31 protein-coding genes are annotated in these 16,554 nt (G+C 70.1%); 1 reads left to right on the top strand and 30 read right to left on the bottom strand.

Going from position 1 to position 16,554, the window contains the following annotated elements:
- Nucleotides 1-2: 2 nt before the first annotated feature.
- The 28 genes from terL to J2S42_RS41175 all read right to left on the bottom strand — a co-directional run bounded on the left by terL (nucleotide 3) and on the right by J2S42_RS41175 (nucleotide 15,430).
- Nucleotides 3-1,553, bottom strand: a complete 1,551-nt coding sequence (gene terL, locus J2S42_RS41310) for a phage terminase large subunit (protein WP_307248544.1) — start codon at nucleotides 1,551-1,553, stop codon at nucleotides 3-5.
- A gap of 116 nt (nucleotides 1,554-1,669) precedes the next feature.
- The gene (locus tag J2S42_RS41305) at nucleotides 1,670-1,894 is read right to left on the bottom strand and encodes a hypothetical protein (protein WP_307248541.1); all 225 of its coding nucleotides are present in this window, start codon (nucleotides 1,892-1,894) and stop codon (nucleotides 1,670-1,672) included.
- The gene (locus tag J2S42_RS41300) at nucleotides 1,891-2,256 is read right to left on the bottom strand and encodes a DUF6221 family protein (protein WP_307248539.1); all 366 of its coding nucleotides are present in this window, start codon (nucleotides 2,254-2,256) and stop codon (nucleotides 1,891-1,893) included. The genes J2S42_RS41305 and J2S42_RS41300 overlap by 4 nt, the downstream gene beginning before the upstream one ends.
- The gene (locus tag J2S42_RS41295) at nucleotides 2,253-2,561 is read right to left on the bottom strand and encodes a hypothetical protein (RefSeq protein WP_307248535.1); all 309 of its coding nucleotides are present in this window, start codon (nucleotides 2,559-2,561) and stop codon (nucleotides 2,253-2,255) included. The genes J2S42_RS41300 and J2S42_RS41295 overlap by 4 nt, the downstream gene beginning before the upstream one ends.
- 122 nt (nucleotides 2,562-2,683) lie before the next feature.
- Nucleotides 2,684-3,520 (bottom strand): hypothetical protein, encoded by an 837-nt coding sequence (locus J2S42_RS41290; RefSeq protein WP_307248534.1) that lies wholly within the window; start codon nucleotides 3,518-3,520, stop codon nucleotides 2,684-2,686.
- Nucleotides 3,517-3,759 (bottom strand): hypothetical protein, encoded by a 243-nt coding sequence (locus tag J2S42_RS41285; protein ID WP_307248532.1) that lies wholly within the window; start codon nucleotides 3,757-3,759, stop codon nucleotides 3,517-3,519. The genes J2S42_RS41290 and J2S42_RS41285 overlap by 4 nt, the downstream gene beginning before the upstream one ends.
- Nucleotides 3,760-3,770: 11 nt before the next feature.
- Nucleotides 3,771-4,331: a hypothetical protein gene (locus J2S42_RS41280; RefSeq protein WP_307248528.1), complete on the bottom strand. Its 561-nt coding sequence runs from the start codon at nucleotides 4,329-4,331 to the stop codon at nucleotides 3,771-3,773.
- On the bottom strand, nucleotides 4,328-4,651 hold the full coding sequence (locus J2S42_RS41275; protein WP_307248526.1) for a hypothetical protein: 324 nt from the start codon (nucleotides 4,649-4,651) through the stop codon (nucleotides 4,328-4,330). Before J2S42_RS41275 ends, J2S42_RS41280 begins: the two co-directional genes overlap by 4 nt.
- 12 nt (nucleotides 4,652-4,663) lie before the next feature.
- The gene (locus J2S42_RS41270; protein WP_307248523.1) at nucleotides 4,664-4,942 is read right to left on the bottom strand and encodes a hypothetical protein; all 279 of its coding nucleotides are present in this window, start codon (nucleotides 4,940-4,942) and stop codon (nucleotides 4,664-4,666) included.
- Complete coding sequence (locus J2S42_RS41265) at nucleotides 4,939-5,106, bottom strand: hypothetical protein (RefSeq protein WP_307248521.1); 168 nt, start codon at nucleotides 5,104-5,106, stop codon at nucleotides 4,939-4,941. Before J2S42_RS41265 ends, J2S42_RS41270 begins: the two co-directional genes overlap by 4 nt.
- Entirely contained in the window at nucleotides 5,103-6,182 is a 1,080-nt protein-coding gene (locus J2S42_RS41260; protein WP_307248518.1) for a hypothetical protein, read from the bottom strand. Before J2S42_RS41260 ends, J2S42_RS41265 begins: the two co-directional genes overlap by 4 nt.
- Nucleotides 6,183-6,290: 108 nt before the next feature.
- Nucleotides 6,291-6,614 carry a hypothetical protein gene (locus J2S42_RS41255; RefSeq protein WP_307248515.1) on the bottom strand — a complete coding sequence of 108 codons (324 nt, stop codon included), beginning with the start codon at nucleotides 6,612-6,614 and terminating at the stop codon, nucleotides 6,291-6,293.
- The gene (locus tag J2S42_RS41250; protein WP_307248513.1) at nucleotides 6,611-7,375 is read right to left on the bottom strand and encodes a hypothetical protein; all 765 of its coding nucleotides are present in this window, start codon (nucleotides 7,373-7,375) and stop codon (nucleotides 6,611-6,613) included. The genes J2S42_RS41255 and J2S42_RS41250 overlap by 4 nt, the downstream gene beginning before the upstream one ends.
- 108 nt (nucleotides 7,376-7,483) lie before the next feature.
- Nucleotides 7,484-7,795, bottom strand: a complete 312-nt coding sequence (locus tag J2S42_RS41245; protein ID WP_307248509.1) for a hypothetical protein — start codon at nucleotides 7,793-7,795, stop codon at nucleotides 7,484-7,486.
- Nucleotides 7,792-8,103, bottom strand: coding sequence for a hypothetical protein (locus tag J2S42_RS41240; protein WP_307248507.1), 312 nt, complete (start codon nucleotides 8,101-8,103; stop codon nucleotides 7,792-7,794). The genes J2S42_RS41245 and J2S42_RS41240 overlap by 4 nt, the downstream gene beginning before the upstream one ends.
- A complete protein-coding gene (locus J2S42_RS41235; RefSeq protein ID WP_307248505.1) occupies nucleotides 8,100-8,399 on the bottom strand; it encodes a hypothetical protein in 300 nt (99 codons plus the stop codon). The genes J2S42_RS41240 and J2S42_RS41235 overlap by 4 nt, the downstream gene beginning before the upstream one ends.
- Nucleotides 8,396-8,626 carry a DUF397 domain-containing protein gene (locus J2S42_RS41230; RefSeq protein WP_370879362.1) on the bottom strand — a complete coding sequence of 77 codons (231 nt, stop codon included), beginning with the start codon at nucleotides 8,624-8,626 and terminating at the stop codon, nucleotides 8,396-8,398. The genes J2S42_RS41235 and J2S42_RS41230 overlap by 4 nt, the downstream gene beginning before the upstream one ends.
- Nucleotides 8,623-9,210, bottom strand: a complete 588-nt coding sequence (locus tag J2S42_RS41225) for a DUF6011 domain-containing protein (protein ID WP_307248500.1) — start codon at nucleotides 9,208-9,210, stop codon at nucleotides 8,623-8,625. Before J2S42_RS41225 ends, J2S42_RS41230 begins: the two co-directional genes overlap by 4 nt.
- On the bottom strand, nucleotides 9,207-9,671 hold the full coding sequence (locus J2S42_RS41220) for a hypothetical protein (protein ID WP_307248497.1): 465 nt from the start codon (nucleotides 9,669-9,671) through the stop codon (nucleotides 9,207-9,209). Before J2S42_RS41220 ends, J2S42_RS41225 begins: the two co-directional genes overlap by 4 nt.
- Nucleotides 9,668-11,017, bottom strand: coding sequence for a replicative DNA helicase (locus J2S42_RS41215; RefSeq protein ID WP_307248495.1), 1,350 nt, complete (start codon nucleotides 11,015-11,017; stop codon nucleotides 9,668-9,670). Before J2S42_RS41215 ends, J2S42_RS41220 begins: the two co-directional genes overlap by 4 nt.
- On the bottom strand, nucleotides 11,014-12,336 hold the full coding sequence (locus J2S42_RS41210) for a hypothetical protein (RefSeq protein ID WP_307248493.1): 1,323 nt from the start codon (nucleotides 12,334-12,336) through the stop codon (nucleotides 11,014-11,016). Before J2S42_RS41210 ends, J2S42_RS41215 begins: the two co-directional genes overlap by 4 nt.
- Nucleotides 12,337-12,498: 162 nt before the next feature.
- Entirely contained in the window at nucleotides 12,499-12,852 is a 354-nt protein-coding gene (locus J2S42_RS41205) for a hypothetical protein (RefSeq protein ID WP_307248490.1), read from the bottom strand.
- Nucleotides 12,849-13,154 (bottom strand): hypothetical protein, encoded by a 306-nt coding sequence (locus J2S42_RS41200; protein WP_307248488.1) that lies wholly within the window; start codon nucleotides 13,152-13,154, stop codon nucleotides 12,849-12,851. Before J2S42_RS41200 ends, J2S42_RS41205 begins: the two co-directional genes overlap by 4 nt.
- Entirely contained in the window at nucleotides 13,151-13,609 is a 459-nt protein-coding gene (locus J2S42_RS41195; protein WP_307248486.1) for a hypothetical protein, read from the bottom strand. The genes J2S42_RS41200 and J2S42_RS41195 overlap by 4 nt, the downstream gene beginning before the upstream one ends.
- Nucleotides 13,606-13,998 carry a hypothetical protein gene (locus J2S42_RS41190; protein ID WP_307248484.1) on the bottom strand — a complete coding sequence of 131 codons (393 nt, stop codon included), beginning with the start codon at nucleotides 13,996-13,998 and terminating at the stop codon, nucleotides 13,606-13,608. The genes J2S42_RS41195 and J2S42_RS41190 overlap by 4 nt, the downstream gene beginning before the upstream one ends.
- Nucleotides 13,995-14,309, bottom strand: coding sequence for a hypothetical protein (locus tag J2S42_RS41185; protein ID WP_307248481.1), 315 nt, complete (start codon nucleotides 14,307-14,309; stop codon nucleotides 13,995-13,997). Before J2S42_RS41185 ends, J2S42_RS41190 begins: the two co-directional genes overlap by 4 nt.
- A complete protein-coding gene (locus J2S42_RS41180; protein WP_307248480.1) occupies nucleotides 14,309-14,794 on the bottom strand; it encodes a hypothetical protein in 486 nt (161 codons plus the stop codon). Before J2S42_RS41180 ends, J2S42_RS41185 begins: the two co-directional genes overlap by 1 nt.
- Nucleotides 14,795-14,809: 15 nt before the next feature.
- Nucleotides 14,810-15,430: an endonuclease domain-containing protein gene (locus tag J2S42_RS41175; RefSeq protein ID WP_307248478.1), complete on the bottom strand. Its 621-nt coding sequence runs from the start codon at nucleotides 15,428-15,430 to the stop codon at nucleotides 14,810-14,812.
- Between the two features lie 66 nt (nucleotides 15,431-15,496).
- Between J2S42_RS41175 and J2S42_RS41170 the strand changes: the two genes are divergently transcribed.
- Nucleotides 15,497-15,796: a hypothetical protein gene (locus J2S42_RS41170; RefSeq protein WP_307248476.1), complete on the top strand. Its 300-nt coding sequence runs from the start codon at nucleotides 15,497-15,499 to the stop codon at nucleotides 15,794-15,796.
- Nucleotides 15,797-15,819: 23 nt separating this feature from the next.
- Here the strand turns inward: J2S42_RS41170 and J2S42_RS41165 are convergent, their stop codons facing one another.
- On the bottom strand, nucleotides 15,820-16,023 hold the full coding sequence (locus J2S42_RS41165; RefSeq protein WP_307248473.1) for a hypothetical protein: 204 nt from the start codon (nucleotides 16,021-16,023) through the stop codon (nucleotides 15,820-15,822).
- A 246-nt stretch (nucleotides 16,024-16,269) separates the two neighbouring features.
- Nucleotides 16,270-16,554, bottom strand: coding sequence for a hypothetical protein (locus J2S42_RS41160; protein ID WP_307248470.1), 285 nt, complete (start codon nucleotides 16,552-16,554; stop codon nucleotides 16,270-16,272).

Raw genomic sequence — 16,554 nt, 5'->3', positions numbered from 1 at the left:
TCCTACAGCGGTACGGTCGCCAGGTCGAGCGGTGCGCCACCGCCGAGCTCGGGGAACTCGACGCGTTCGGGCGTGCGGTGCATGGTTCGGCTCGACGGCATCGGTGCGGCCTGGGTGACGGCGACGCGGACGGCGTAGGCGAGGCAGTCCACCTGGTCGTCGTTCTTCCCGTTGGGGAACGCCGCGGTCTCAGTTACAAAGGCGTCGGCCCATGCCGCTCCCGATCGGAGCCAGATGCGTCCGCCACTGGACCAGGCGCTCGCTGGCAGTGCCCGCGAGAACTTGTCCTGCTCTGCTTTGAGCGGGGTGATCGGGATCTGCTGCTGGGTGGCTTCGCGGACGAGCGTGGTGCCGAACTGGCTGGCCTCGACGAAGACGGTGTCGACGTTCCACCGCTGGCACATGGCGTGGACGTGGGCGAAGTGGTCGTGTTCGCCGATCTTCGCCCGGAGGAGGTCGAGGAGGATGAGGTCGCCGGAGATGGTGCGGGCCCAGGCGGCGAAGACGGTGTAGTCGGCGCTGGTCTTGGTCGACGCGGCAAGATCGGCGGTGATGAAAATCCACGAATCCCGAAGATCGAATTCGCGGCCGCCAAGGTGCACGCGGTCGCCGTAGAGAGTGAACCAGCGCCAGTGGATGCGCTTGAACAGACCGCCCTCGGCTGGCGACGGCCGCTGCTGGTAGAGCGCGGAGAAGACGTACTCGCCTACGTCGCGACGAACCTTGGCCCAGTCGCGCTTGCCGCGGGCGGACTCCATGGGTTCGCCGATGGCCCGGCCGAGCGGGTCGTCCTCGGAGTCGCAGAGCGCGGGGATGCGGACGATCTCCCACGAGTCGCCTTCGTTGGCGAGGATCTCCTGGATGGTCTCGGACTCATGCCAGAGGGTTTGGATCCACACCAGTTTGGTGGTGGGGCCCATGCGGGGGATGATCGCGCCTCGGTAGGTCGAGGTGACCTTGCCGCGTTTCGTTGCCGACTGCGCTTCCTGAAGATTTTTCGTGGGGTCGTCGACAATGATGTAGTCGCCCGGCCGGCCCGTAATGCCGGACTCGATCCCCGCACAGTAGAGCCCGCCGCGGTGCCCCTCGACCTTCCACCGGCCGGCGGCGCGCGTGTCGGTGCGCAGCCGCAGCCCGAGGTCTTCCATGCCGTCATCGCCGCTGAAGTTCTCGATGGCGTTCTTGACCTCGGCGCCCCACTCGCGGGACTTTTCCGCGTTGTACGAGACGGCGATGATGCGCAGGTCAGGGTTGTTGACGAGCAACCACAGCGGGTTCCAGTACGAGCAGGTCGTGGACTTACCCTCCTGCGGCGAGAGGAATACTGCGAGCCGCCCTTGGCCGGGCTTGTTTGCGAGCCGGACCAGGGCGTCGTTGACGACGTTCAGTGCCGGCGTCCGGACCGTGCCGACGCGTTCGCCGGTGTCGCTGATGCGGGCCGGGTCGAGACTGACGGCCATGTCGAGCGGTGACGCCCACCGCCGCTGCCGGGGCACCATGCGCTGGCGGGCTTCGGCCCAGGCGGCGCGCATGTCGAGGAGCCCGGCGGTCACGGCTCACCTCGCCGTGCTGGGTCAGATACGAGAAATGGCGGCCACGCCGCTTTGGGCATGAACCGCCAACATCGAAATGAACTGTGACACCTGGTCCTGGCTGGTGTCAAGCTGTGTTATCCCGTACCGGTAAGTCGTGTCTCCGCGAGCGTGATGAGGTCTCGGAGGTCGTAGAGCGCGCGCCGGCCTTCGGAGCCTCGCCGTGGGACGCCCTCCGGGTTCGCGGGCGTCTTGCTGCGGCTGATCCACTGGCGGATGCGCTCCTCGGTGACGTCCTGCCCGAACGACTGGGCCAGGTACGTCGCGGCCAGGTCGAGGGTAACGAGCCACTGTGCGGTCACGCGGGCCGCCACTCGTCCCGGTATCCGTCACGATCTGCGTACGGGAGTGCGAGCAGCTGCGCGGCGTACGGGTCGACACGGCCGGTTGCGGCCACGTGCAGCTCACACTCGACGTACGGGTTGTCGTCGTTGGTGCAGGGCTGACCGGGGTGCGGGTCGGCGTGGCGTTCGACGGCGTCGAGGATGCGCAGCTTGGCGTTGAGGTCGGCCCGCCAGCGTTCGCCGTCGAGGTCGAACCGCTCGGTGAACTGGCTGGTGTCGCCGCAGGCTTCGAGGTGGATGCAGGCGGCGTTCCAGGCGTTGAGCGCGGTGAGGTCGGCGTCGAGCTGCGCGCGCAGCCACGCCACCAGCTCGCCGGTCATGCCCCGTCTGCCAGCATGCCGCGCAGCAGCGTGGGGCCGAGCTGTTCGCCGGTTGATCCGTACTCGGCCAGCCAGCACTCGGTCAGACTGTCCATGCGATAGGTGCCGCCCTTGTACCCCTCGTAGGTCGCGTCGAGTGCTTCGCAGGCGGCGTCCAGCATGGCGCCGACGGTCGTGTTCTCAATGGGTTCGAAGGCGAGCTGTTCGTAGAAGCCGCGGTACGAGTGCGGGCTGCCGAAGCCGTGCTTGACGGGCTTGTTCCGGTCTTCGGCCGCGAGGGCGGTGATGAGGTCTTCGAGGAACACGTTGTCACGGTATCTGCTGGCAGCGTGCCCGGTCCTGGTCGTGGGGCCGGGCACGCTGCCAGCTCACCCGTGCGGGCGTTGCTACTGATCTGCTGCCAGTTCCTACCGGATTGGCAGCTGACTCAGATCCGCCCGGCCATCGCGTCCTCCCACACGCGCCGGGACGGCTCGTCGTCCAGCCGAAAGTCCGGCGCCGGACCACCTGCCCTAGGTGCGGTGCCGAGGTCTTCCCACCACGACACGAGCCGGCAGCCCTCGGCCCAGAGGACGACGAGCGCTTCGTGCATCAGTTCGGCGCGCTGCTCTCCGGTCGGGTCGTCGGGGCGTCGGGCGATGCCGAACTCGGGCAGCATGGGCGGGGTGCGGGTGGCGTCGGCGAGTCTCAGCGGCGCCCAGAGCAGGTCATCGACGGTCGGGTACGGCTTCCACGACCGCGCGTACGTGTCGACGGACGGCAGCCCGACGCCGGGCAGGTAGATGGACAGGTCCCGGCCTCCCTTGCCTTCGACCCAGATGTTCGCGTCGATGTGGACGAGGTCGACCTGGCCGCCGCGCGGGTGAGCGGCGAGCCAGATGGCGATGAGGAACTGGCGCCGCCGGTACTCGGCGGGGTCGAAGTCCTTCGGGCCGGGCTCGTGCATGTGGGAGAGCATGACGAGCGGCGGTCCGCCGGGTGTGAGCGGCGCGGTGATAGGCGGGAGCTGGTTGAGCCACGCCCGGACCATCGCTTCGGCTGCCATGTCGTCCGGCCAGTCCTTGAAGCTAACGTGCGGGATGATCCCGGGGCACAGGCGCCGTGCCTCGGCGATCCGCCGGTCTGTGGGGGTGGGTTTCCACGACGGGATGCCCTTACCCGGGTAGCCGAAGATCCGGGTATGGCGGGCGCCGGGCCAGCGGGCGAGGCGGGTGCCGTAGTCGCGCGGGTCGCAGGTGATCCCCACGAGCATGTCCGTGGTCACGCCATTGCCTCCCGCCACGCGTCGAGCGCGGACCTGAAGTCCTGGTACAGCTCGTTGACGTCCTCGTCCGGCTTGTCGCCGTCGAAGTCGGCTGCGGCTACCGCGACGGCTTGGGCGCGGTCGTAGGCGACAAGGAGCGCGGTTGCTTCCGGGCCGGTGATGCAGATCTTCGAGGTGACCCGGCCGTCGCCGTCGGCGTGGCGGCGGATCCGGTCGAGCAGGTGGGCAAGGTCGGGCATGGCGGACTCCTTCAGCGTCGTCGGGACGGGTCGAGGCGGCGGGGCGCGCGCCGTCGGGGTTGGGGTCCGTGCGGGCCGCGCCGGCGGCGGGCCTCGATCACGGCGAGCATCGGGTCGGACGCCTGGTCTGGACTGTCCGCCGGGTGCGGGTAGCCGTCCGGGTTGTTGAGCGTCATGACGTGGCCCGGCTCGGTCGACCACACCCACAGCGGCTCGGACGGGCGAAGCATCCCCGCGGAATGCTCGAACACCTCGACGACCGAGGCGGCGATCGCTTCGCCCGCGCCTCTCACCGCCGCCGCCATTGCGGTCGCAAAAGCGTCGAGGCGCCGGGACACGTACTCAGGCACGAGTAGGTCCTCAGGCACGCGAACGTCGATGCGGACGTGCGGTCCGGCGCGGGCGATGCTGCCAACGGGGGCGGGCCGCCATCTCATCGCCGACCAGGTGGTGTCCGGTCCGCGGTGGGTCGGGCGGCAGTCGTCGGAGCAGTACGGGTCGTCGGCGCGCGGCTCGGCACCGCACGGGCAGAGCCCGTCGATCACGGAGTCGATGCGGTCGAGGATGGTCATGCCGCGCCGCCACTGATCAGATGGTTGATGAGCTTGTCGACTCGGCCGCGCTCGTGGATGAGGTCTGCGCGGTCGGTGAGCGCGGGGCTGGTTCCGCCGTAGTGCTCGGCGAGCGCGGCGAGGAGCGCTCGGCCGAGGTCGTCGGGGATCCGCAGCGCAGGCTCGGAACGGTGTGTGGCGCCCTCGGCGGCGGTACGTACGGTGAGGTCGATCTGCATCGGTTCGACAACGGTGGTGTATCCGTCGACGCCTCGCTGGCCGAGGTGGACGGCGATACCGCCACGCGCGAAGTCGGACTCTACGAGCGCTCTCCAGGTCATGCGGGTTCTCCTTCAGAGGATGACGGTGCACGCGCCGCACAGCGCGTACAGGACGAGCAGGGCCAGGCCGACACCCAGCGCGAGCCGGACGCGGGCGCGGAGCCGGTAGCCGCGCATTGGCCGCCCGTAGACGGCACCGCGGTCGGCGTGACGGCCGGAGATCCGGTGGACGGGCGGCGGCGGGGTGACAAGCTCAGCGACCGCTGCGGTACCGGCGAGCAGGTGCCGGCCGATCCGGGCCAGCAGCTCACGGCGGGTCGGTGGCGGAGCCCAGGGCGCGCGGCCGGTCACGGGCGTGCCTCGATTAGCGCCATGACGCCGGAGGCGAGCGTGAGAGCGAGCAGCACACTGAACACGCGGCTCGGACCGAGGTGCTCGATCAGGTCCTTGAGCGGCGCGGTACCGGCCTCGGCAAAGTCGGTTAGCCACTTCACGACCTTGTTGATCCGCTTCATGCCGCCACCTCGGCTTCGGCGTGGCCGATCCGGCACGGCTCGATCGTGGGCCGCCACATCGGCCCCTTGTCGCGTGGTTCTGTGACGTCGGTCCAGGTGATCGGGAGCGGCCTGCCGCATCCGTCCTCGCGGCACGCCGGCGCCCAGGTCGACACCACGGCGGCGTCGGCCTCGTCGACCGAGTACCGGCGGCGCCGGTCAATCGGCCACACGCGGCGGATGGCGACGGCCAGGTCGATCCAGCCGCGGCCTTGGGTGGCCCACGCGGAGCGGCAGCGGGCGCAGGTAATGACGGACGCGTGCGGGTCGTGCCACAACGCCATCCCGCACGGAGTCTCTACGCCGGTGTCGCGGGCGGTGAGGAGGGTGGGGCAGCGGCCGAGGTACACGGTGTCCGGGGTCTCCCCCAGCACGCGCTCAAGCTCGTTGCGAAGCGTGCGAAGTTCGGCGTGAAGTCGTGCCATGTCGACGAGTTCGCGGTCGGCGACGTCGTCGAGGTGCCGGCCGAGCCAGCGGGCGTCGGCGCCGACCTGGTCTCGGTCGCGGGCCGGCCTCGAGTAGCCGAGCGCCCGCCGCCACTCTGCGACCTGCATGGCCAGCCATTCGGCGGGCGGGATCGAGCCGATCTGGTCGTCGGCGAGGTAGAGCAGCGGCCGGCCGTCGGGTCCGCGGTCAACCTGCCGGTGCCAGACCGTGACCACGTGCTCCGTGCCGTCGTGCGCGGACTTGACGACCTCGGTGGTGGCCCAGCGGCGCACGCGCGGGATGAGAGCGCGGCCGTCAACGCGAACCTCGGCGTTCCCGGGGCCGATGAGCGACAGCACGTCCAGACGGGCGGGCGTCGGGCTGCCGGTGCGGGAAGTCGAAACCCGGTCGCCGGCGGGCGCCGCCCCGGGGACGAGGCACGCGGCGAGCCGGGCAACCTGCCCGGGTAGGTCGTTCAGCCAGTCGGCCAGCCGGACCCGGCAGTGCGGGCAGGCGTTCCCGACGCGCGGCCGGTCGTGGCCGCAGCACGGGCAGGGGGTGTCAACCGTGCGGGTGGAGTCGATCGTGTCGTGCTCAAGGTTGCGCGTCATCAGTGCTCCCGGTCGTATCCTGCGGGGGCAACTGATCTAGCGCTGCTGCTGCTCAGAGGGTCACAGAGACGGTCCGGGTGATGGGGATCCCCGGGCCGTCGCCCACTTCTAGCGGACCCGCGACTCCCACTCCTCGATCGCGAGGATCGTGGTCGTCACCTTCCACGCGAGCTGGTGAACGCGCCGACCGCGGAGACCGGACGCCTTCACGACCGCGGCGATCGCGGCCGGGTCAGCCGGGTTGAGGCTGCCGGTCGCGCGCACGAACTGGACCGCGCCGACCAGCGACGCAACCCGCTCGGTGCCGACGCGCCGCCACCACGGCTGACAGCGGTTGACCTCCAACGTCACCGCACCGACCAGCGCCGGATCCGGGCCGGACGCATCATCGGCCAGCGCCGCGAACCGCGCATTGAGCTCCTCTTCGGTCATGCCGCCACTCCTGTCTGGACGCCACCCATGGCAAGGTCCATGTGCCTGATGACGAGCTGCCACACGCGCTCGTCGTTCGTCTTCACACCCAGCTCCGTCAGCACGCCGACGATCACCTGATGCACGGCCGCGCCGGCGAACTTCGCCAGGTCGATCCGCTTCTCGTCGATCTTCATCTGGTGGGCGAGGTGCAGGTTCTTGCTCAGCCGGTCCGCCGCCCGCTCCTCCAGCTGAACGAGCGCCCGAACACCCTCGTCGACGCCGTACACCTGGCCGCGGTCCGCGTCGTACTTGACCCCGACCAGGGCGGTCTGTCCGCCGAGGGCGAAGATGCGCTGCAGGTCCGCGCGGGCGGTCTGGAGTTCGGCGTCTTCACGCTGGCGGCGGCCCTGCTCGTCGACCTCGATCTGCTCGTCGATGAGGGTGATCTGCTCGGCGGCTGCCGCGGCCTTGAGGCGTTCGGCGGCGGCGTACGCCTCCCGGATCAGCCGCGTGTACAGGTTGACCTTGGATAGCCACCAGGCGATCAGCCGCAGCACCTCCGTCGCCGGAACGATGCCGGAGATCTCACTGTCGGGGATGTCGGCGAGCGACCGCAGCAGGCCTGCTTCGGCGCGCACCTGCTCGGCGGCCTGTTCGGCGACGACCTTATCGACGCGCTTCTGTTGCGTCGGGGTGGAGCCGCCGTGTCGTTTGCAGCGGCCTTCCTTGTTCGGGGTGCCCCATCCGGCGGGTTGCTTGCAGGTCTCGTCGCTGTTCAAGCGCTTCGCTCCGCATAGCTTCCCGTCGTTGTATTCGGGGTCTGTTCTATCCATACCGGAGGGGCCTCCGTTCTTGTCTCAGGCTCCATGATGTATCAGGTTGTCGTGTCATCTACCATCTGCGGGCTGGGCGAATGCTGCCGGGATTAGTCCGATGACGGCGAGCGCACCGAGCGCCTCGCGCGGGTTGTGGATGCGCATGGTCAGCCGGGATGTCCACCCGGTCCACTCCTCGGCGCTCTCCTGGACGCTGAGGGTGTCGCCGTTGAACTGGACCCGGTGCGCCGGCCACTCGCCGCGGGCGGACTGCCAGCTGTGGAGTCCGTCCCGTCCGGTGCGGGGGTACCGCTTGATCCATCCGTGCTGGCGTGCCCACCGGAGTGCAGTGGCGATGCGCAGGTACAGGTCCGGGTCGGTCACGGCGCGGACTTCCGGAACGTGAACAGCGCCCACTCGGGGGTCTCGTCTGCGGCCTGCGTGGTGATGTTCGGGTAGCCGTGGTGCATGGCGATCAGCTCCAGCTGGTGCCGGAGCGCGGCGTACGCGGTGATCTGAACCTCGGACACATCGAGGCTGGCCGCGACCGCAAGGGACCGCTCGATCCGCCCGGTCTGGACGCCGGCGGTAAACGCCTCGTCGTCGTACGGGCCGCCGTTGCTGGTGCAGGCGGTGAACGGGTAGAGCAGGGTGTAGCCCTCGTTCTCGGGCTGGTCGAGTGGGTCAGTCATCGTCGTCTCCCTCGTCGAGTTGGTTTGTGGTGGACGTGGTCGTGCATGCGGATGCGGTCAATGGCGTCGTGGTCGCCTTTGGCGGGTCCGTTGGCCGGGCATACGAGTCGGCCGCACTGCCAGCGGGTGGCTTGCGGGATGTCGTCGGGCAGGTCGCAGGCGGGATGGGTGGTGAACCCGCCCGCGGCGGCTGCCGGGTCGAGCGGGTAGCCGCAGCCGGCGGTGCAGACGAGCGTGCCGGTCCCGCCCGGCGGCGCGGTGGGCGCTGCCGGGCGGGTGAGGACGGCGGTGGTCACGGGCTGATTCCGGGGAGGTGGTCCTGCCAGTCGGCGACGGCGCGTTCTATCGGGTCGACGCCGGCGCGGTGGACGGCGGCGAGGAACGCTCGCCAGGCCGGTGCCTCGAACGCGAGCACCTCGCCGTCGGGGTCTTTACTGTCGCGGACGAGGACGATCCCGGGGAGGGTGGCGATTTCGACGCACGTGTGCGACTCGCAGCGGGACGACTTCCGCCAGGCGGTCACGGGGTCTCCTTCGGGATTCGGTGCTGGTCCATGCAGGCGCACCCGCACGGGTTTGTTCGGGCAAGCGCGAGACGCTCCTCGGCCGTGTCGACGCGGCGGCCCACGTGGGCGATCTCGTCGGCGTCCATCCACGTGTGCGGGCCGTCCGGGCAGTCGTCGAACTGGCACGGGTAGCAGCGGGTCCGGCAGATCCGGGCGGCGCCGGACTTGAGCGCGGCTGCGATCTGCGCGGCCTGGTCCGCGGTGAGTGGCGAGGCGTCCGGCCCGCTGAGATCGCCGCTACGCCGTTCGGGGCTACTCGGGTATGCGCTCAGGGTCGTACTACCGCCAGCGTTGCTCTCGGCGGGCGCACGGCGGGTCTCGTCGTCAGTCATCCGGTCTCCGATCAGGTCGAGAAGTGTGGGCCCGTCCTGCCGGGCGGCCGGGCGGGTGGTGGTCTGGTGGCGCGGATGCCAGATGCCGCGCTTCTCAGCGCAGTCCGGGCCGTAGCCGACCCGGATCGAGTCCGCGTCCGTGAGCTGTTGGCCGCAGCCGCCACGGCACGGGACCGGTGACACCGTGGCGGCTGCGATGAGCGCGGTCACCAGGGCAGGACGCCCGGCGAGACCAGCACCCGTTCGATCTCGGGGACGCGATGCCTGGTCGGGCAGTCGTCGTGCCCGCACGCGGGCGGGATGGGCAGGATCAGTCCGGGGCGGTCGGGGTGCCGGGCGAGCCGGGTCCCGTCGGGTGCGGTGCGCAGTTCCCAGCCGTGCTGGACGAAGAAGTCGGCTTCGAGCCAGCCGGCGCAGGCCATCATGCGCGGGTCCCAGGTTTCATCGGCGGTGTACTCCTCGTCGGGTGAGCCGGTGAGCATTTCGGTGTCCGCGCCCCAGCTCGTGTACCAGGTGTGACCTTGGGGGCAGCGGTAGTCGGCGACTACCGACCAGCGGCCTTCGCACTGGAGGTCGGGGGCGACGCTCATGCGGAACGGCTTGGCTGCGGGCGCGTTCACGCAGGCGCGGGTCTTGTCGCAGCAGTCGAGGAACTCGTACGGCTTGGTCACTGGATCTCCCCGGTGTCGGCGAAGCGGGCGAAGTGGAGCTGGGCGGCTGCGACGAATGAGCGCTCCTCCCCGGCTCGGTTCTTGGCGACGATGAAGTCGGCCTCGCCGCGGCGCGGGGAGTCCTTCTCGTATTTCTCGGGCCGGTAGATGAGCACGACGGCGTCGGAGTCCTGCTCGACCGAGGACGAGCCGAGGAGGTCGCCGATGTCGGGCTTCTTCTCGGCGCGGCCGTGGTTGGCCTTGTTGAGCTGGGCTGCCATGACGACTGCGATGTCGTACTCCATCGCGAACGACTTGAGCGCGTTGGTGATGGCGCGGACCTTCGCGACGTCGTCGCGGGTGATCCGGTCGGAGTCCATGAGGTGCAGGTGGTCGAAAAAGACCACGTCGGGTTTGCCGTGCACGTCCTGGTACTGGTCGATGATTTGCCGGGCTTTGCGGACGGTTCGCTCGACCGGGGCGCTCAGGTACATGGGCGCGGACGCGATCGGCCCGGTCCGGGCGCTGATGCGCTGCCAGTCGCGGTCGTCGAGCTCGCCGGCACGGATGCGGCTGTAGAGGACTGATGTTTCGGCGGACAGGACCCGGTCGAAGATCTCCAGCGGCTTCATCTCGTAGCTGATCGTCAGCGTCTTGAGTTTGCCCTCGATGGAGATGGCGCGGGCCATGTCGGTGAGCGCGAAGGTCTTCCCGACGCCGCTGGCCGCGCCGATCGTGTAGACGGCTGAGGAGCGGAACCCGCCGACGAGGAGCTTGTCGAGGCTCGGGTAGCCGGTGGGGATGCCGTTGGGCTTCTCGGCGCGGGCTTCGATCTCGTCGAAGCCGGGTTCGAGAAGCTCGCCGATGCTGACGAACTCGGTCTGCCGCCGCCGGGGCCGGGCTTCAGCGATGAGCTTCTCGGCGAGGGCGGCGATGTCGTCGGGGGCGACGCCGGGCCCGGATGCGAACTGGGCGATGCGGACGCCGGCGATTTCGTAGCCGCGGGCGGCGGCCCGGTCGGCGACGCGTTCGATGAAGTAGTCGACCTCGCCGGGGATCTTCTCTGCTTCCCGGTACAGGTCGAACGGGATGGAGTTGCCGATCCGTTCGAGGTCGCCGCGGTCGAGGAGGATCCCGGCGATGCAGGCCGGCCCGCCGGGCTTGCCTGCTTCGGCTGCCTCGACGATCGCGGTGAAGATTTCGCCGTGCTGCGGCTTGTAGAAGCTCTCGAACGTCAGGGCCGCGGTGGCGCGGGAGATCTTTGACGGGTCGTTGAGGAGGGCTCCGAGGACGGCGCGTTCGGCGGCGAGGTCGTAGGAGGGCGGCTTGCGACGCTCGGCGGCGGTGGGCTCGACGGCGGTGCTCATGCGGCGTTGTTCCTTCCGGAGGCGGCGTATTCGAGGAGCGGGGTCTGGGCGGCTCCGGCTGCGGCGGCGAGCGCGACGACCTGGTCGGGGGCGGCGCCGCCGTGGAGCAGGGCGAGGACTTCGCGGCCGAGGCCGGTGATGCGCAGGCCGATGTCGCGGCGCAATGCGCCGGGGTAGGCGCGGCGGTAAGCGTCAACAGCGGCGGCGACCACGTCGTTCGTGGCGTCGGGGCGGCGCTCGGCGGCGGGCTGGCCTTTGCGGCAGGCGAAGCACCGGTAGCCGCCGTGGACGGGGCTGACGGTCCGGCCGGCGGGGGTACCGTGCTCGCAGGGTGGGGCGGTGTCGAGGGCGCGTTCGACGTCGGCGGCGGCTAGCTCGGCCTGGACGGCACGGTGGGCGTCGTAGAAGCGCTGGAAGCCGTTCGGGCCGTTGGCGATCCGGGTGATGTACGCGCTGGCGCGGTTCTTGTCGCGGCAGGATGCGAGGACTTGGCGGTGGGTGCCGCGTACGTCGTCGAGGGTGACGTCGGGGTAGCCGGAGTTGATGAGCGAGTTGTGGATGGTCTTCTGCGCCTCGGTCAGGTGGCCGGCGGTGGCACGGTCGAAGAGACCGCCCTGTGTTCCGTCACTCTTCGCACTTCCGGTTTTGATCTCGGCTGGTGCGGAGGCGGCCGTCGGCGAAGCCACGGGCGCTGCCCCTGAGGGGAGATCTTTGAGGGGATTGAGGGGAAGGGCCGGACCACCGTCCGGCCATTCCGGACCACCGTCCGGCCTTTCTGCCTTAATGGCCGGACGGTGGTCCGCCCTTTCCTTGCGAATGGCCGGACCACCGTCCGGGCTTTCCTGGCCTTTGACCGGACCCTGGTCCGGCCTTTCTGCCACGACGAGCGGCCGGGGAGCGTCGAGATCGCCGGTAATGGCCGGACCACCGTCCGGCCTTTCTACACTCTCCGTAGCGACGTCGGCCGGCTCGTCGCGGGCGAACTGCACGCAGATGTTCGTCGCGTGGACCGCCAGCGGGCACAGCTTCGGAACCACGAACTCGGTCCGCATGCCCCGGTACGCGAACACCACGCGGCCCGTTCGGTCCTTGCCCTGTGGCACCCGGAACTCGTAGCCCTTGTCCGAGAGCCGGCGCAGCGTTTTCGAGATGGACTCGGCGTTCATGCCGGTCCGGAGCGCGAGGAGGTCGATGGTCGGCGCACCGCGACGCACGGAGTCCCGTACCTGCTCGGCGATCGACACGGCGAGCAGCCGCTCGGACTGCGTCCACGCGGCTGGCGCGTGGTCGAGGATCTCGACCATCAGCTTCACGCCCACCGCGCCCGCTCCTTCGGGCTCGGCGCGGGCAGGTCGGAGCCGCAGGCGGCCGTCGAGACGGTCCAGAAGTCGGGCACTTCGGGCTCCTTGATCTATGTGGCGGTGCTGGTGTTGGTTCGGGTGGTGCGCCCGGCCGGGTGAGGTCCGGCCGGGCAGAGCGGGTCAGGTGGTGCGGTCGTCGACCTGGGCGCCGAGCGCTTCGGCGAGGTCGCGGATGATCGGCTTGTGGTCCTGGAAGGCCCAGCCGCAGTCCTGGTAGCCGAAGCCGCCGAGATCTCTACCGCCGACGTGGATGCCGAATTCGCGCCGGCCGCCGCCGGTGTCGCCCGTCAGGACGACGACCGGCGGGGCGGGCCGAGCTGCAAGCTCGCGCTCCAGCTGGGCGATGCGCTTCTGGGCGGTGCGTAGGTCGCGGATGTCGACGGTGATCTCGCCGTTCCGTTCGGCCTCGTCGCGCTGCTCGCCGAGGCTCTCCCAGTGCGAGTCGGGAATCTCGTCGTAAACCTCGTCCATCACGCGTGCCGCCGTTCCAGCTCGGCGGCCAGGTCGTCGGGGTCGCAGGGACCGCAGTGCGGGAAGCCGCACCCGTCGCAGTTCGTCGGCACGCTGGCGGCTGGCTCGTCCTGCCCGGCACTCGGGCTGGCGGCCCGTTCGCTGAGCTGGGCGCGGAGCCGCTGGTTCTCGGTGGCGAGGTCTTCGATGAGGTCGGCGGCATCGTCGAGGAGGGTGGCGTCGTCGGCGCCGAGCGGATCGTCGAGGTTGCGGGCGCGGTCGCGTAGGCCGGTAACGGTGAGGGTGCTGAGTCGGTAGTCGCTCACCAGGCACCTACCGCGTCCTCGTACTGCTTCTGCCAGGTCTTGTACTGGTCGCAGGCGTAGTGCGGGTCGCCCTCACGCCGGGCCTTGCGGCATTTCCGGCAGCCGTCGAGCCAGTGGGCGAACATCTCGTGCTGGCCGGACATCGCGTCGCGCCAGAGCTGGGCGGCGGCCCGGAGGCGGACGATGTCGGTCGTGGTCGCGATCCCGTACGCGACGGTGATCGGGTCCGCGGTGGTCGGCTGCGGGGCGATGGCCGCCTTGAGCTGCTCAATCTCGGCGGCCTGCTTGACGATGAGGTCGGCGGCGACGAGCGCGGCGAGGTCGAGCGGCGCGATGTTGATTTTCGGGTCGGCGTGGTCGCGGAGCATGTCGGCGACGTTCTGCGGGGTGCTGTCGGCGTACGGCTCGGGCAGCTTGCCGATGTAGCTGGTCCAGGTGTGGTCGGTGACGGTCATCGGGCGTTCTCCTCGCTGGTCGCGGGCTCGGTGGCGTAGCGGCCGGTCTCGCAGTCGTAGCCGGGCGGGCAGTTCGGGCAGCCGGACGCCGGGATGAGCGCCGCGAGTCGTTCCAGGTCAGAGCGCCGAAATGTCCGGTAGCACTCGTCGCTGTCGTAGTCGGCGGTCCCGTCCGGGTCGCTGGGGGAGTCCTGCGAGGGAACGAGGACGACATGCCCGGCCTCGCACTCGACCTTCCAGTCGGACGTGTACGCCCCGTCCGGGGTCGGCGGGCCGGCGAGCTGCTCGACGTCCATCCGGTAGAGCGGCATGCCGAGCGTCCAGGTGACGTGCAGGTCGCTGCCACAGCTGGCGATGACACACGTCTGCGGGGTGTAGGAGCCGGTCACCGGGCCTCCTCTTCGGGCTCGTCGTGCTCGTAGCACTCGCAGTCGGACCGGTTCCGGGTGCACGACGGGCACCCGTCCGGGCAGGCTCGGCACGTGGACGGTTTGGCCCTCCAGGCGGCGTCCTCGGCGGCGGCTTCGAGCAGCGTGGTGTGAACCGGGCTGCCCGCGAGGTGCATGCAGAACTGGCCGGTCTGGTCGTCGGTGGCCTGGTGGAAGCCGCAGTAGGCTTCGTCGATCAGGCCGGGTCCGTTCGGGTTGGCGCGCTTGGCGGGCTCGAACGGGTGCGGGGCCAGCGGCGGGAGGACGGCCATCAGGCGCTCGCCTTCTCGGCCTCGGCCGCCGCGTTCGATACGGCACGGGCGCGGCGCTCCAGAACGGCCTGGGTTCGCCAGGCGAGCGCCTGCACGGCGTTCTCGCCGAGCCGCCGCGCGTAGGCGGCTTCCTTGACCGCGTTGCGGATCTCGGTGAACTGCTCGGTGTTGAACGTGGTCGCCGGGGCCAACGCCGCGTTGAGCCCGGCGGCCATGGCCTGCGCCTGGATCCAGCGGACGCGGGCCTCGTCGTACTCCAGGTCGGTCCAAAGTTCGATCTCGTCGTCGCCGGAGTAGGTGTCGGGCCAGCCGCCGTTCTTCGGGATCGCGGTGCCGCGACAGATGCAGATGTCGATCTCGTCGGTGGCGTCGACGTGGTCGAACGTATCGAGGACCTGTCCCTCGACGGACAGGACGACCTGCCACGGGCCGCGCAGGTGGACGGCGTTCGCGGGGTTGTCGGTGGAGTAGGCGGTCTCGGTCATGCGGATCTCCTCGGGTCAGGCGGCGGGGATGAGGTGCGATTCGATGCGGTCGACGCGCAGGTGGTGCGGGCCGTTTCTGCTGGTCAGCCACTCCCACGTCTCGGGAGCCTGCGGGTAGCGACGGTGGCGCGGCATCCATCGGTGCTCACTGGTCCAGGGCCAGCGAGCCGGCTGTTCGCGCCGCCAAGGGCGGCCGCCGGCGTCGAGCACCACAGCACCAAGCGGCGGCTCGGCGACGTGGTCGGTGACTTTCGCTTCGGCGAGGAGCGTCAGGTAGAACGCGTTGCTGACGTACTCACGGAAGCGGGGCAGGCCGAGAGCGCCGACGTGCAGCGCGGCGTTGCAGGCGGTGCAGAGCAGGCCGCGCACCGCCCACCAGCCGAGCTTGGTGACGTGGTCGATGGCGAGGCGCCCGAAGCGGCTGTTCTCGGGTGCGGAGCCGCAGGCCTCGCAGTGGTTGTCGGCGCGGGCCATGAGGCGGTCGAACTGGCGGCAGGTCAGCGCGTACTTGACGTGGGTCGGGCACTGCCCGTGCTCGGCTGCCGTGACGTTCCGGGTGGGCTCGGGCGACGTCGCGTCGCGCTCCCACCAGCGAGGTTCGACGTGCGGCGGGATGAATGCTGTGGGGAAAAGCAAGGGCCGTCCTCCATTGCAGGTCACACCCGGTTGAATGCCACCGCGTGTAGGCCTACAGTATGTGGCATGACGACCGGAACGCAAGCGCCACCCTTGGTGGGCCACATCCGCATCTGCGACACTGAGCCCGTGACCGACGAGCAACTCGCCGCTGCCCTCCGCGCCTACAAGCGCGCCGAGGACGCCCTCAACGCGCGCCGGACCGCGCTGTTCGAGGCCATCGGCGAGGCCGTCGTCGAGCGAGGCGTCAAGCAGGTCGACGTGGTCAAGCAGACCGGGTACACCCGCGAGCACATTCGACGGATCTGCAACGCCTACGTCGAGAAGCGCGACGGCAAGACCGACACGCTGAAAATCGCCCGATAGGCGTAGCCGCCACTCCCCCGCCGTCACCGCGCCCTCCTGGCCCGCAGCCCGAGCGCCGTGAAGTAGTCGACGTCCGGCATCGGCGGCAGCCCGAGGTACGTCGGCCAGCACGTCTTGCACCGCTTCCCACGCGCGAGGTGCCGACGCCGCGCGCTGTCCGTCCCGCACGGCAGGATCGCGTTCGGCCCCGGCCGGACCACGACGTTCAGGCCCCGCACCGCGGGCACCGGTAAGCGGCCACCGCCTCGCACAGCGGGCACACCGGCGCCGGCGCCTCATCCGCGCTTGTGACCTCGTCCCCAGTGGTCAGGTCGATCCCGCACAGCGACACGGGCGGCTCCGTGCAGCACGCGAGGTGCATCCAGTCCGGCATGGACGTGTCGACGGTGGTCGGCCGCGGCTCGACGGTGGTGCTCACGATTACTCCCGTGGTGGAGGGCGCGGCCACCGTGCAGGGCAGCCGCGCCCGGTGATTAGGCGGTAGGGACGGGCTCGTACGTCTCAGCGAGGACATCGGCCGCAATCGGGTAGAACTCGCCCTGGACGCCCCGCACGATCGAGTGGCCGGCCTTCACGCCGACCCAGGTCGAGTGGAGTCGGTCGTAGACCTCGCCGGTGATGTCCGGATCGTCACCGCGGTCCTCGACATCGACGGCGCGGAAGTTGCCGCCGGACCAGTCGTAGATCTCGCCCTCGTTGTCGCCGGTCCACTCGACCGCCTGGACCTCGACGGGGCGCTTCCGGTAGGTGCGGATCAT

The sequence above is a fragment of the Catenuloplanes indicus genome (genome assembly GCF_030813715.1).
In the GTDB taxonomy this organism is placed as follows: Bacteria; Actinomycetota; Actinomycetes; order Mycobacteriales; family Micromonosporaceae; genus Catenuloplanes; species Catenuloplanes indicus.
The sequence above is the reverse complement of the archived record's forward strand: the minus strand, read 5'-3'. Positions and strand labels throughout refer to the sequence as shown.

Excerpts from the sequence above, each read along its gene's own strand:
- J2S42_RS41215 (WP_307248495.1), bottom strand. The coding sequence starts at position 11,017 with ATGAGCACCGCCGTCGAGCCCACCGCCGCCGAGCGTCGCAAGCCGCCC.
- J2S42_RS41160 (WP_307248470.1), bottom strand. The coding sequence starts at position 16,554 with ATGATCCGCACCTACCGGAAGCGCCCCGTCGAGGTCCAGGCGGTCGAG.
- J2S42_RS41195 (WP_307248486.1), bottom strand. The coding sequence starts at position 13,609 with ATGACCGTCACCGACCACACCTGGACCAGCTACATCGGCAAGCTGCCC.
- J2S42_RS41240 (WP_307248507.1), bottom strand. The coding sequence starts at position 8,103 with ATGACTGACCCACTCGACCAGCCCGAGAACGAGGGCTACACCCTGCTC.
- J2S42_RS41275 (WP_307248526.1), bottom strand. The coding sequence starts at position 4,651 with ATGACCTGGAGAGCGCTCGTAGAGTCCGACTTCGCGCGTGGCGGTATC.
- J2S42_RS41300 (WP_307248539.1), bottom strand. The coding sequence starts at position 2,256 with ATGACCGGCGAGCTGGTGGCGTGGCTGCGCGCGCAGCTCGACGCCGAC.
- J2S42_RS41265 (WP_307248521.1), bottom strand. The coding sequence starts at position 5,106 with ATGAAGCGGATCAACAAGGTCGTGAAGTGGCTAACCGACTTTGCCGAG.
- J2S42_RS41280 (WP_307248528.1), bottom strand. The coding sequence starts at position 4,331 with ATGACCATCCTCGACCGCATCGACTCCGTGATCGACGGGCTCTGCCCG.
- J2S42_RS41255 (WP_307248515.1), bottom strand. The coding sequence starts at position 6,614 with ATGACCGAAGAGGAGCTCAATGCGCGGTTCGCGGCGCTGGCCGATGAT.
- J2S42_RS41260 (WP_307248518.1), bottom strand. The coding sequence starts at position 6,182 with ATGACGCGCAACCTTGAGCACGACACGATCGACTCCACCCGCACGGTT.
- J2S42_RS41170 (WP_307248476.1), top strand. The coding sequence starts at position 15,497 with ATGACGACCGGAACGCAAGCGCCACCCTTGGTGGGCCACATCCGCATC.
- J2S42_RS41185 (WP_307248481.1), bottom strand. The coding sequence starts at position 14,309 with ATGGCCGTCCTCCCGCCGCTGGCCCCGCACCCGTTCGAGCCCGCCAAG.
- J2S42_RS41285 (WP_307248532.1), bottom strand. The coding sequence starts at position 3,759 with ATGCCCGACCTTGCCCACCTGCTCGACCGGATCCGCCGCCACGCCGAC.
- J2S42_RS41180 (WP_307248480.1), bottom strand. The coding sequence starts at position 14,794 with ATGACCGAGACCGCCTACTCCACCGACAACCCCGCGAACGCCGTCCAC.